General features: G+C 65.2%; 2 protein-coding genes. Both read left to right on the top strand.

Annotated elements, in window-relative coordinates; genetic code table 11:
• The first annotated feature begins 86 nt into the window (after positions 1-86).
• Positions 87-10,292 (top strand): non-ribosomal peptide synthetase, encoded by a 10,206-nt coding sequence (locus tag BMY45_RS07795; RefSeq protein WP_092396309.1) that lies wholly within the window; start codon positions 87-89, stop codon positions 10,290-10,292.
• Positions 10,289-14,131, top strand: a complete 3,843-nt coding sequence (locus tag BMY45_RS07790) for a non-ribosomal peptide synthetase (RefSeq protein ID WP_092396307.1) — start codon at positions 10,289-10,291, stop codon at positions 14,129-14,131. The genes BMY45_RS07795 and BMY45_RS07790 overlap by 4 nt, the downstream gene beginning before the upstream one ends.

Raw genomic sequence — 14,131 nt, 5'->3', positions numbered from 1 at the left:
CGCCGCGCCCGCGCAGGTCTCGGACCGGCGCGGCGCCCTGATCGACTCACTTGAGTTTTCAAGACTTTGAAATGGACCAAACAAGCATGAACAACATCGAAGACATCTACTCCCTTTCGCCGACCCAGCACGGCCTGTTGTTCCACAGCGTCTACGAACCGGATTCGCGGGTGTATTACCAGCAGTTGAGCCTGGACATGAACGGCCCGCTGCAATTGAGCGCGTTTCGCGGGGCCTGGCAGGCGCTGATGCAGCGTCACGCGGTGCTGCGCAGTGCTTTTCTCTGGGAAGAGCTGGACGATGCCTATCAGGTGGTGCAACAGGACGTTGAGTTGCCCTTGACTGAACTGGACTGGCAGGACCGCGCCGAGCCGCAGGCCGCGCTCGAACAGTTGGCACTGGAACAGCGGGCACAACCCCTGGAGCTGAATGACTCACCGCTGATGCGCGTGTGTCTGGTGCGCCTGGCCCCCGAGCGCTGGCACCTGATCTGGACCTTCCATCACATCCTCATGGACGGCTGGAGCGTCGGCATCGCCGTGCAGGAATGGCTGGCGCTGTACTACGAACAAGCCCATGGCCGCCCCGCCAACCTGGCGCCTACCCGCCCTTATCGGGACTACATCGCCTGGCTGGCGGAACAGGACATGGCCGCCACCGAAAGCTTCTGGCGCGAACAGTTGCAGGACGTGAGCGAGCCGACCCCACTGCCCACCTTCGCCGTACGCCAGCCAGCGCCTGCGGGGGCACCGTTCGCCGAACGGGAAAGCCTGCTGAGCGCCAGCGAAACCGAGCAACTGGCGCACTTCGCCCGCCAGCATGACCTGACCATCAACACGCTGATTCAGGGCGCTTGGGCGCTGCTGCTGGGCCAACACGCCGGGCGTGACGACGTGGTCTATGGCGTCACCGTCGCCGGACGTCCGGAGAACCTGGCGGCGGTGGACAGCACCGTCGGATTGTTCATCAACACGTTGCCGCTGCGCGTGCAATGGGCCGACGAGCCAACCCTGGTGGACTGGCTGCAACACTTGCAGCAAGCCAACAGCGATCTGCGCCACCACGCCTACCTGCCCCTGGGCAAACTCAAGTCGATGACGCGCATCGCGGCTGAACAGGCGCTGTTCGACTCGATCCTGGTGTTCGAGAACTTCCCGGTCACCGACGCACTGAACCAGGACACCGGTGGTTTGAGTTTCAGTGCCCCGAGCAGCGACCAGCAGGCCGATGGCATTACCCTCACCCAAGGCCGCAACCACTTCCCGTTGGCGCTGATCGTGGTGCCGGACAAACAACTGCACTACCTGATCAGCTACGACCGCAGTCGCTTCAGCGATGCCGAGGTCGCGGTGTTGTCGGCCCAATTGCGTGCGATCCTGTTGGCGATGACGGCGCACGCGCAGTGCCGGGTCAGCGAGCTTGAATGGCTGAGCCCTGAAGAACGCCAGCAATTGCTCGTGCAGGGTCGTGGTGTGCAACTGCCGGTGCCCCCTGCGTGCCTGCACCAGCGCTTCGAACAACAGGTGGCCGCCCACCCGCAACAGCTGGCGGTGCGCGACCGCCAGAGCGCCCTGACTTACCGTGAACTGGACCAGCAGGCCAACCGCCTCAGCCAGTACTTGCGGGCCCAGGGCATCGGCCACGACAGCGTGGTGGCACTGGCCCTGGAACGCAGCGCCGAGTTCGTGATTGCCCTGCTGGCCACCCTCAAGGCCGGCGCCGCCTACCTGCCGCTGGACCTCAAGCAGCCGGCCGGGCGCCTGGCCGACGTGCTGGTGGACAGCCGCGCCGCACTGCTGATCGGTGCCGCCGCTTCACCTCTGCTCAAAGGCCTGGTCGAGCACACCCCGACACTCTGGCTGGCGGAACAGGCCGACGCCATCGCCTCCCAGCCAGACACGCCACCTGCCGTGGTCCACAGCCCGACCGATGCTGCCTACGTGATCTACACCTCGGGCTCCACCGGCACCCCCAAGGGCGTGGTGGTCGAGCACCAGTCCATCGTCGATTACCTGACGGCAGTGCACGCAGTGCTCAACCCGCCACCGGCGGCTCGCTACGGCTTGCTGTCCAGCGTCGCCGCCGACCTGGGCCACACCCAACTGTTCGGCGCCCTGTGCAGCGGCGCCAGCTTGTTGCTAGTGGATGAAGACAGCGGTTTCAGCCCGCTGGCACTGGCCGAACTCTTCGACCAACACCCAGTGGATGTGCTGAAAATCACCCCCAGCCATCTGGCCGGCCTGTTGCAGGCGTTGCCCGATGCCCGCCTGCTGCCCCGCGCCCTGCTGGTCTTCGGTGGCGACGCCCTCAGCCCGGCGCTGCTGGAACAGGTCAACCGCCTGGCGCCAGGGCTCAGGGTGTTCAACCACTATGGGCCGAGCGAAGCGACGGTCGGGGCGATTGCCACCGAGTTGCCGGCGGGCCTGCGCAGCATCGCCCTCGGCCGGCCACTGCCGAACCGTCAACTGCAAGTGGTCGATGCCAACGGACGCCTGGTGCCCACCGGGGTGTCCGGTGAGCTGCTGATCAACGGCGCCCTGGCTCGGGGTTACCTGCACCGCCCGGACCTGACCGCCGAACGCTTCCATCTGGACGAGAATCAGCAACGCTGGTACCGCACCGGCGACCGCGTACGCTGGCAAGTGGACGGCCAACTGGCGTTCCTCGGTCGGGTCGACAGTCAGGTCAAGATCCGTGGCAACCGCCTGGAGCTGGGCGAAGTCGAAGCGCAGCTCAAGCGCCTGTCGCCGTTGATCGAACAGGCGCTGGTCCGTGCCGTGGAACTGGACGGCAGTTTGCGCCTGGTGGCCTACCTGGTCGCCAGCCAGTCGCTGTCCGCCACGAAACTGCGTAACGACCTGGGTGCGCGGGTGCCGGACTACATGGTGCCGGCGCACTTCATCACCCTCGACGAACTGCCCCTGACCCGGAATGGCAAGGTTGATGTCCAGCGCTTGCCGCTCCCGCAAAAACCCACGGACGACAGCGCCACCCACGTCGCGCCGCGCAATGAAGTCGAAGCGCAGCTGGCCGCCATTTGGCAGGACGTCCTGAAGCTGGAACGTGTCGGCGTGCACGACAACTTCTTCGCCCTGGGCGGCGATTCGATCATCAACTTGCAGATCATCGCCCGCGCCAACCAGCAAGGGCTGAAACTCACGCCCCGCCAGCTCTTCGAGAACCGCACCATCGCCGATATCGCCCGGGTGCTGGGCGCCGATGCCAGCCATGGCGTGGCGCACGCCATCGCCGATGGCTATGAACTGCCGCTGGCCGCCGGGCAACTGGCGCGCCTGCAACAAGGGCCGTTGCACGCCACCTGGCGTTGCGTGGCGCTGACCCAGGCCATCGACAGCGAGCTGCTGAGCCAGGCCATCGCGGCGTTGCAGCAACACCACCAGGCCCTGCGCCTGGCGCTTAAGGCCCTGCCGGAGGGCCAGTGGCAGCAACGGGTGCTGGTCGCGGCCAAGGCCCCGGTCATCGCCACCGAAAAACTAGAGGCCTGCGCCCCGGCGCAACTGCAAGCCCTGGCCCAGGCCGGTGTCGACGCGCTGGAACTGGACGCTGGCCAAACCCTGCATGCCCGCCTGCTGGAGGTGGACGGCAAACACGCCCTGCTGCTGGCCGCTCATCCGCTGTGTCTGGACGAGGCATCCTGGTCGCTGCTGCTGACCGACCTCAACCTCGCCTTGGCGCAACTGCGCTATCAGCGGCCGGTGCGCCTGTCCTACACCGGCGGCGATTTCACCCAGTGGACGCGGCACCAACAGGCCCACGCACAGGGCGATGCCCTGGACGACGCCTGGGAACACTGGCTGCAATACGCCGGCGTGGAAACGCTGCAACTGCCTGACAGCCAGCAGCCGGCCAGCGTGGTCGAGCAAGCCTTGCCGGCCGCCACCTCAGGTGAGCTCAAGCGTTTGGGCGAAGTGCTGCAACTGGACTGGCACAGCCTGTTGGCCGCTGCCGTGGTCGAACAGTGCCGTGAACTGTGCGGCAATGGCCTGGTTGCGCTGAGCGTGCACGATGCCCGGCCGAGCGCCGAGCGCCTGCCGGTAAATGCGCCGATTGCCGTGGCCGACCTCGACCCGGCACGCATCATGGGGCCATTGGCCCTGGCGGTGCCGTACTTCCTCCAGCCCGACGGCGACAGCCTGCTGCAACGCTTGCAGGCCCTGACCGCGCAAATGCGCGCCTACCCGCAGCACGGCGTCGACTATGGCGTCCTGCGCTACCTGTCGGACAATACCTACCTGCAAGAACCGCTGCGCGATCTGCCGGCGGCATCGGTGGCCATTCGCTGGTTCGGCAACCTCGACAGCCATCGCGAAGAGCGTGGCATCCTGGCCCAGGTCGAAGCCGCAAGCCCAGCAACAGCTTCGACTTGCCCGCTGACCCTGGACGCCTGGTGGCAGGATGCCTGCCTGCACTTGCGCAGCCAGGGCACCCTCGCCGCCGACTGGGCACCGCGCCTTGCACAACGCCTGAGCGACCTCGCCGGGCTTGCCACCGCAGCCGACCTGCGCCCCGCCAGCCAGGCATTCGCGCTGTGCCACAAGCAAGCGGCAACCTTGGCATCCGAACCGCTGGACTGGTCAAACATCGAAGACGTCTACCCGCTGTCGTCCATGCAACAGGGCATGCTGTTGCACACCCTGTTGCAACCCCACAGCGGCATCTACCTGATGCAGCAACGCTACAGCTGGGACGGGGTCTTGCAGCGCCCGGCGATGGAAGCCGCTTGGCAGCTGTTCCTTGAGCGCCATCCCATGATGCGGACCGCCTTCTGGTGGCAGGACGATCATGAGCCGCTGCAATGCGTGTACCGCCAAACGCCTCGGGCGTTCGACTGGCAGGACCTGCGCCACCTCGATGAAGAACAGCAGCGTCTGGCGATGGACCAGGCCCTCGAAGCACAGCGCCTGCAGGGTTTCGACATGGCCTGTGCGCCGCTGACCCACCTGCGGGTGTTCCAACTCGATGAGCGACGCTTCGCCGTGGTGCGCAGTTTCCACCACATCCTGACCGATGCCTGGTGCTTCGGCCTGCTGATGGAAGACCTGTTGGCGATCTACCAGGCCATCGTGCGCCAGGAGCCTGTGGCCCGTGCGCGCCTGCGCTCGTTCCGCGGCTACATGAGTTGGCTGGAACGCCATGACATGGCCGCCGCCCATGCATTCTGGCAGGCCGAAATGGCCGGTTTCAGCGAACCGACGCCACTGCATGTGGACAGCCCCGTGGCGCGCCCGGAGCAAGCGCCGGAACAGGTCGGCGACGTTGACCAGACCCTGAGCATCGCCCAGACCCAGCGGTTGCAGCAGCTGTGCCAGCAATACCAACTGACCCCCAACACCTGGATCCAGGGCGCCTGGGCGCTGTTGCTGTCGCGCTACAGCGGCAACCGCGATGTGCTGTTCGGCGTGACCGTCGCCGGCCGCCCGACTGACTTGGCCGGTGTCGAAGAAATGGTCGGGTTGTTCATCAACAGCTTGCCACTGCGCATCGATGTCGACCCCCAGGCGCCAGTGGCTGACTGGTTGCAGGCGCTGCTGTCTCACAACGCGCAATTGCGCGAACACGAAAGCGCGTCACTGGTGGACATCCAGCGTTGCAGCCAAGTGCCGCGCGGCCAGCAGTTGTTCGACAGCCTGGTGGTGTTCGAGAACGCGCCGCTGGACATCAGCAGCGTGCAACTGGACGCCTTCAGCATCGACATCTATGAAGACCGGGTGCACACCAATTTCCCGATGACGGTGGTGTTGTACCCCGGCGACCGCCTGGGCATTCGCCTGTCCTACGACAGCATGCGTTTTTGCACTGACACCGTGCAGCGCATGCTCGGCCATCTGGTGCAGCTGCTTTCGGGCATGCTGGAGACGCCGCAAGCGCCACTGGGCAGCCTGCACATGCTGCCCGAGGCGGAACGCCGGCAGTTGCAGATCGATTGCAATCGCAGCGACGTCGACTTCCCGCTGGAGCGCGGCTATGCGGCGCTGTTCGCTGAACAAGTGCGTCGCCGCTCGCAACACCTCGCTGCCGTATGCCAGGGGCAATCGCTGACCTACGCCGAACTGGACCGTCGCGCCAACAGCATCGCCCACGCGCTGCAAGCAGCCGGTGCCGGCCCGGAAACCCTGGTGGCGCTGTTCGCTGAGCGTGGCCTGGCCTTGCTGACGATGATGATCGCCACCCTCAAGGTGGGCGCGGCGTTCCAGGCCCTGGACATCCAACAGCCCCACGCACGCCTGGCGGAGTTGCTGGACCTGGGTGAAGCACCGCTGTTGCTGGTCTGCGAGCACGCGAGCTCGACGCTGGACAAGGTCCTGCCGCAGATGCGCCAGCAACCCACCTGCCTGATCGCCCAGGCGCTCTGGCAAGGCCGCGAACAGCCGCCAGTCACCTATGCGCACAACCCGGATCAACTGGCCTACGTGATCTTCACCTCGGGTTCCACCGGCACGCCAAAAGGGGTCATGGTTGAACAACGCGGGATGCTCAACAACATGTTCGGCAAGGTCCCGAGCCTGGGCCTGGGTGAGCACGACAGGATTGCCCAGACGGCTTCGGCGGCATTCGATATCAGCGTGTGGCAGTTCCTCGCCGCGCCGCTGTTCGGCGCCACCGTGCACATTCTTCCCGATGCCCAGGCCCACGATCCTGTGGCCCTGCTCGATGCGGTTCAAGAGCAGCAACTGACACTGCTGGAAACCGTGCCGGCGCTGATTCGCGGCATGCTCCAGGAAAGCCAGGCGCACCACTCCCTGGCGAGCCTGCGCTGGCTGCTGCCCACCGGCGAGGCATTGCCGCCGGCCCTGGCGCGGGACTGGTTCGCCCGCTTCCCGGCGATCCCGTTGATGAACGCCTACGGTCCCGCCGAATGCTCGGACGACGTCGCCTTCTACCCCATCACCGAAGCTCCTTCCGACGACTGCCTGCACATGCCCATCGGCAAGCCGACCGCCAATAACCAGGTGTTCGTTCTCGATTCGGCGCTGCGCCTGGTCCCTGTCGGTGTACCCGGCGAATTGTGCATCGGTGGTGTCGGCGTCGGTCGCGGTTACCTGCGCGACCCGCAACGCACCCGCGAAGCCTTTGTTGCGCACCCGTTCCAGGCCGATGCGCGCCTGTATCGCAGCGGTGATATCGGCCGGATGCGCGCCGATGGCGTGATCGAATACCTCGGACGGCGCGACCAGCAAGTGAAGATCCGTGGCCACCGCATCGAACTGGGCGAGATCGAAAACCGCCTGATGCAACACCCAGCGGTGAACAGCGCGGCGGTGCTGGCACTGCCCGACGCGCGCGGGGCGCTGCAGCTGGTGGCCTGGTATGTGCTCGACGACACGGCCAACCTGGGCGGCGAGTCCGCGCAACAGGTCTTGAGCGCTTACCTGGGCCAGCAACTGGCAAGCTACATGGTTCCGGCCCGTTGGTTGGCCCTTGCGCAGTTGCCGCACAACGCCAATGGCAAGGTCGACCGTCGCGCCCTCGCCGCCCTGGGCGTGCCCCAGGACGAAACGGCGCAGGCGCAATGCTTGGCACCGCGCACGCCGACCGAACAGGTCCTGGCCGAGCTGTGGCAGGAGATTCTCGGCCTGGAGACCGTCGGTGTGCACGACGACTTTTTCGCCATCGGCGGTCACTCGTTGCTGGCCACCCAGGTGTTGTCGAGGATTCGCCGACGGTTGAACGTAAACCTGCCGCTGCGCACGCTGTTCGAGCGTGGCACCTTGGAACAATTGGCCGAAGCGGTCGATCAGCAGCGCGACGCCCAGACCGAGACCGACGGCAACAGCGAGATTGCCGTGGCGCCACGCAACCAGCCATTGCCGCTGTCCTACAGCCAGCAACGGTTGTGGTTCCTGGATCGCTTCGAAGGCTCCAGCGCCGCCTACAACATGACCACCACCATCAGGCTGCGTGGTGCGCTGGACATCGCGGCGCTGCAAGGGGCCTTGCAAGCGGTGTTGGAACGCCATGAGTCCTTGCGCACGGCGTTCCATCTCCACGGCGACCAGCCTTGCCAGGTCATCAGCCCGGCACCGCGGGTTGACCTGACACCGACCGAACTGAGTCACCTGGACCACGAGGAACAGGCGCAAACCCTGCAACGCCTGATCGATGAACAGGCGGCACGCCCGTTCGATCTGCAACAGGCGCCGATGTTGCGCGCCAGCCTGCTGCGCCTGGGCACTGGCGATCATGTACTGCAACTGGTGCTGCATCATATCGCCACCGATGCCTGGTCCATGGGCATCCTCATGCAGGAGCTGATCGTCGGGTATCAGGCCCGCACCAGCGGCTCGACACCGGTGCTGCCGGTGTTGCCGATCCAGTTCGCCGACTATGCCTACTGGCAACGCAGCGAAGCCCAACAGCGCCTGCTGGCACGGGCTATCGACTACTGGCGCCGTCAGCTCGACGGCGCGCCAACGCTGATCCCGCTGCCGCTTGACCAGCCACGGCCGACGCGTCCCGACTATCAGGGGGCGGCCCTGGAGCAACGTTTCACACCGGCCCAGGCACAGGTGCTCAAAGCCTATGCTCAACAGCAGCGGGCGACGCTGTTCATGGTCCTGCTCAATGCCTTCAACAGCCTGTTGCAACGGGCCACCGGGACCCACGACTTTATCGTCGGCACCGACCTGGCCAACCGCGAACATCCGGCCCTGGAACATCTCATCGGGTTCTTCGTCAACGTGCTGCCGATCCGTGCCCGTCTGAGCGAGGGCGAAACCTTTGACACCCGTCTGCAACGTTTGCGCGAGGATTGCCTGTCGGCGTTCCAGCACCAGCAGGTGCCGTTCGACAAACTGGTCGAGGAGCTGCAACCGCCGCGTACACCAGGGGTCAATCCGCTGGTCCAGGTGCTGTTCGTCATGCAAAACACGCCCAGCGGCAATGCCAGCCTGCCGGACCTTGAGGTGGAACACCTGGTGTCACGCCAGGAAAGCAGCAAATTCGACCTCGCCGTGTTTGTCGAAGAGGACGACGATCAAGGCCTGAACGTGCGCTGGGTGTATCGCACCAGCGTGTTGCAGGAGCCGACCATCCAGCGCCTCGAACAAGGCTTCGAGAGCCTGTTGGAGCAGATCGTCTCGGCCCCAGGGCAAGCGCTGGAGCATTGGTCGTGGCGCCTTGAGGGTGGCAACGCCAGCACAGCGTCCCTGCCGGATTCATCGCTCGATGAGGCCACGGCACGCAGCGCCCGCAAGCAGTCCAAATTGAGCAAGCTCAAGCAGACCCGGGCAACCGCTGTGAGCCAGGTGGCCCATGAGCAGGTCCGTACCCGCACCCTTAACGCCGGGCAAGCCTTGCCGTTGGTGATCGAGCCGTTGCTCGGCGACCTGGACCCGGTGCACTGGGCGCTGCAAGCGCGGGAATGGATCAATGCACAGCTGCTGACCCACGGTGGCCTGCTGTTCCGGGGTTTCAACCTGCCGGATGCTGGCGCTTTCGAACAGTTCGCCCAAGCCATCGAGCCCGACCTCTACGGGACCTACGGCGACCTGCCGAAAAACAAGTCCGGCAAGAACATCTACCACTCCACACCGTACCCGGAACAGCACATGATTCTCTTCCACAACGAGAGCTCCCATCTGCCGCAGTGGCCACGCAAGCAGTGGTTCTATTGCGAAACGCCGGCGCCGCGTGGCGGTTGCACGCCCATCGTCGATTGCCGACAGGTGTTGGCGCGCTTGCCCGAGGACATCGTCGCTCGCTTCAAGGCCCTGGGGCTGCTGTACGTGCGGCACTTCACCGACAAGCTGGACGTGCGCTGGCAGGACTTCTTCAAGACCGAACAGCGCGAGGAAGTCGAGCGCCAATGCCTGGCGTCGGGTATGCGCTGGGAATGGCTGGGGGCCGACAACCTGCGGATCGCCCAGCACTGCCCGGCCATCGTCGAGCATCCCGAAACCTTGGAACTGTCGTTCTTCAACCAGGTGCAACTGCACCACACCGCCTGCCTGGAGCCGGAAGTGCGCAGCAATCTGATCAGCCTGTTCGGCCCCGGACATTTGCCCCGCAACGTGTACTACGGCGATGGCAGCGTGATCGAAGACGCAGTGATGCAAGTGATCGGCGAGGCTTATGAAGACTGCGCGGTACGTTTCAGTTGGCAAAAGGGTGACATGGTGATGCTGGACAATATGTTGGTGGCCCACGCTCGGGATCCCTTCGAGGGTGAGCGCAAGATCTGTGTCGCCATGGGCCAGATGATGCGTCGCGAACAATTGACCGGTTGCCTGCCCGAAGCACAGCCGGCGTTAGTTGCAGAGGTGCAGGCATGAGCGCCTTTGAAACTCGCGAAGAAGCCTTCGCCCTCTCGCCCCAACAACGCAGCCAGTGGTTGGCGGGGTTGCCAGCGGCGCGCTTGGAACTGGAAATAAAAGGCCCGTTGGCCCTGGAGCGTCTGCACCAACGACTCGCCGCCCTAAGTGTGTGTCACGAGGCCCTGCGCCTGCGAGTACGGCCAGAGCCGGGCTTGCTGATGCCCTTGCAAGTGGTTGAATCCACGGTCATGGGCGCGGACGCCATCAGCGTCGAGGTGCAAGCGGTCGACGGCGATCGGCAGCGAGTGACGCTGCACCTGCCGGCGCTGAGCGCGGATCGCGGGACGTTGCTACGCCTGGCTCAGGCATTGGGCTCGGTAGAGGCACCATCGGTGGATGACGAGGCGATGACCTATACCCAGTACAGCGCCTGGCTCTACGAATTGCAGGCCGATGAAGACGCCGAGCCTGGCCGGCGTTTCTGGGCCAGCCAGGCCTTGGACGAGGCGGCCGCCAGCGAGTTGCTCTACCGTGAGGTACGCAGCGAGCGCTCCGACGCCCCGGTGACCACTCGCTTGAGCGCCAACCCACAGCTGAGCATGGCCCTGGAAAGCTTTTGCCAACGTCACGACGCATCGCCCGAGCAAGTCCTGATGACGGCCTGGGGCGTGCTGTTGCAGCGCCTGAGTAGCGGCGACAGCCCGGCACTGACGTTGAACTGGGTCCACGATTGTCGCGACGACTATGAAGAACTCGCCGATTGCTGGGGATTGTTTGCCAAGCCCCTGCCCCTGCGCTGGCAACCGGCGGCGAACAGCCATTTTGCCCAGGCGCTGGCGAACCTGCAGGTGCTCTGCGAGCAAGCCACCGAATGGCAAGAATACTGCGGCGTCAGCGCTGCACTGCCGGCCGACACTTTGCAGTACGGCTTCCAGTGGGGTGGGCAGTTGCCCGATCGGCTCGACACCTTGGGCAGCATAGCGTCGACGCTCACGGTGCTGGACGCACAGGCCATCCCCGCGGGCATGGAGCTGCTGCTGGTGGCCGAAACGACCGCTGGCGGTTATCGCCTGAACCTCTGCCACCTGCCGAGCCGCTACAGCGAACAGGCCGCCCTGGTCCTGCTGGAGCAACTCCAATCGCTGCTGCTCGATGCCCTCGCCAACCCAGGCAAGCCCCTGGCTGAACTGTCAGTGCAGGCGCCGAGTTTTACCGCAACGCTGGCCGCTCTGCAGGCGCCATCCGACCCTGCGGTACTGCCGTTTACCAGCGTGCCGGCGGGTTTCGATAAATGTGCCGCGCAGTTTCCAGAACACTTGGCCCTGCGCGACCCCAATGGGCAACTGAGCTATGCCCAATTACAGGCCCGCAGCAACCAACTGGCGCATTACCTGCGCGCCCAAGGTGTGGGTCGCGAAGATCGCGTGGCGCTGTACCTGGATCGCTCGACACAGATGGTCCTGGCCATGCTCGCCGTGCTCAAGAGCGGCGCGGCGTTCGTTCCCCTGGATGTGCATCAGCCGGCACAACGCTCGTTGGCGATCCTGCAACAAGCCCAGCCGACCTTCATTCTCAGCGGCTCGGCCGGCAGTGCCCCCGCGTTGCCGGGCATCGGCAGCCTCGACCTGCGCGATGAAGCGGCCTGGCAGCAAGCGCCAACGACTGCAACCAACGTCGAGCTCCAAGGACAGGACGCGGCCTACGTGCTGTTCACTTCCGGCAGCACCGGTACGCCCAAAGGCGTCATCGTCGAGCACGGACAGCTAGCCAGTTATGTCGCCAGCGTATCCCGGCGCTTGCAACTGGCCGCAGGCGAACGCAGCGCAGTGGTCACCTCACTGGCGGCCGACCTGGGCTACACGTTGCTGTTCCCGGCCCTGCTCAGCGGCGGCGAATTGCACCTGCTGGACAAGGAAACGGCCATGGACGCCCAGGCCTGGGCAGCCTGGCAGGCGCAGTACCCGATCGACCACTTGAAGATCGTGCCGTCGTTGCTCGACGCCTGGTTGATTCACGCCCAAAGCGCTGCCGTGTTGCCGCGCAAGCAATTGATCCTCGGTGGCGAAAGCTGCTCGCGGCGCCTGCTGCAAAGCATTCGCAGCCTTGCTCCGGCGCTAACGGTCGTCAACCATTACGGCCCGACCGAAACCACCGTTGGGGTGGTGATGCACAAAGCCGATCCGAGCGTGGATTATCGTCGCCTGCCCCTCAGCGACCGCCTCGACGGCATGCGCCTGTACCTGCTCGACGAGCAGCAAGCGTTGGCCGCCCCAGGGCAAAGCGCCGAGCTGTATATCGCCGGCCCGCAACTGGCCCGCGGGTACCTGGACACGCAACAAAGCGCCGGGCGTTTTATCGAGCTGGCACATCGGCCAGGCGAACGTCTCTATCGCACCGGCGACATGGCCCGCTATCGCCATGACGGCAGCCTGGAAATCACCGGGCGGGCCGACCGCCAGGTGAAAATCCGGGGGTTCCGCGTGGAGCTCGATGAGATCCAGGCGCAGCTGACCAACCTTCCCGGAGTGGCCCAGGCCGCGGTGGAATGCATCCCCCGGGGCGAGCTCGGCCAGCAACTGTTCGCCTTCATGACCCTGGCGCCCGGGCATTCGACCACAGTCGCCAGGCTGCATGGCCAGGCCCAGGATTGCTTGCCGGACTACATGCTGCCCACCCTGCGGATCGTCGAAGCCTTGCCCCTGATGGGCAACGGCAAGCTTGACCGCAAGACCTTGCAGCAATGGGCTGACAAAGTCCTCGACACGGTCGGCAGTGCCTTGCCACGCACGCCGCTGGAAGCCCTGCTCGCCGAGGTCTGGGCACAGGTGCTGGGCCTGGAGCGAGTGGGCATCGACGATGACTTCTTCGAGCTGGGCGGCCACTCCCTGGCGGCGGTGACGCTTGCCAGTCGCCTGCAGACCGCGCTATCGGCACCGGTGACGGTCAATGCGGTGTTCAACGCCCCGAGCGTCTCGGCATTTGCAGCATTGGTGCAGGCCGAGCTCAAACTCTCGCCGTTGGTGCGGTTGTCGGCGCCAAACGTCGACGCCGTACAACCTCCCAACCTGTTCTGCTTCCACCCCTCCACCGGCCACGTGCAGGATTACCGCACGCTGCTGGCGCCGCTGTCGACCTGGCACTTGTGGGGCTTGCAGGCGGCGTACCTGAGCGACGACAGCACAACGTTGGGCGGCGATATCGAGAGCCTTGCCGCGCTCTATGTCGAGCACCTGCGCCAACAGCAACCACAGGGGCCTTACCACCTGCTGGGCTTCTCCCTCGGTGGTCTGCTGGCGATTGCCGCGGCCGCTCGCCTGGAAAGCCAGGGCCAAGCAGTGGCGTTTCTCGGTATCATCGACTCGCAGTACCAGCATCAAGTGCCAGAAGACAGTGTCGAGGCGCTGCTGGAATCAGCCTCCCAAGCGCTGACACCGGACAGCCAGACCGTGTTGCGCCAGTTGCCGCCGCCGATCATGGCCGCATTGCGGGAGCAACTGGACGCCCTGCCCCCAGCGGCACGCCTGCCGGAGCTGGTGCAGTGGGCACGCCAGCAAGGCCTGCAACTCGATGGCGACAGTTGGGAGCATTTGCAAACGCGCCTGCGCTACCAACAACACACGCAGCATCTGCTGGCGACCTTCAAGCCTGCCCGGCTAAGCTGCCCGGTGCATGTCTGGTGGGCCAGCGACACCCTGGCCCAGGCTGACTTCGCCGACCCGCAGTGGGAAGACCTGAGCAGCGGGCCGTTGACCCGCGAGGTCATCACGGCGCAACACCTGACCATCCTTGAGCAACGCGCCTTGCACGAACAGTTGGCGGCGCGTCTCACGGCCATTGCTACACACGGAGCGGTTTGA

Source organism: Pseudomonas sp. NFACC39-1 (assembly GCF_900110355.1).
In the GTDB taxonomy this organism is placed as follows: domain Bacteria; phylum Pseudomonadota; class Gammaproteobacteria; order Pseudomonadales; family Pseudomonadaceae; genus Aquipseudomonas; species Aquipseudomonas tehranensis.
This window is presented reverse-complemented; position numbering and strand designations above follow the sequence as displayed.

Coding starts and splice junctions, on each gene's coding strand:
- BMY45_RS07795 (WP_092396309.1), top strand. CDS start 87: ATGAACAACATCGAAGACATCTACTCCCTTTCGCCGACCCAGCACGGC.
- BMY45_RS07790 (WP_092396307.1), top strand. CDS start 10,289: ATGAGCGCCTTTGAAACTCGCGAAGAAGCCTTCGCCCTCTCGCCCCAA.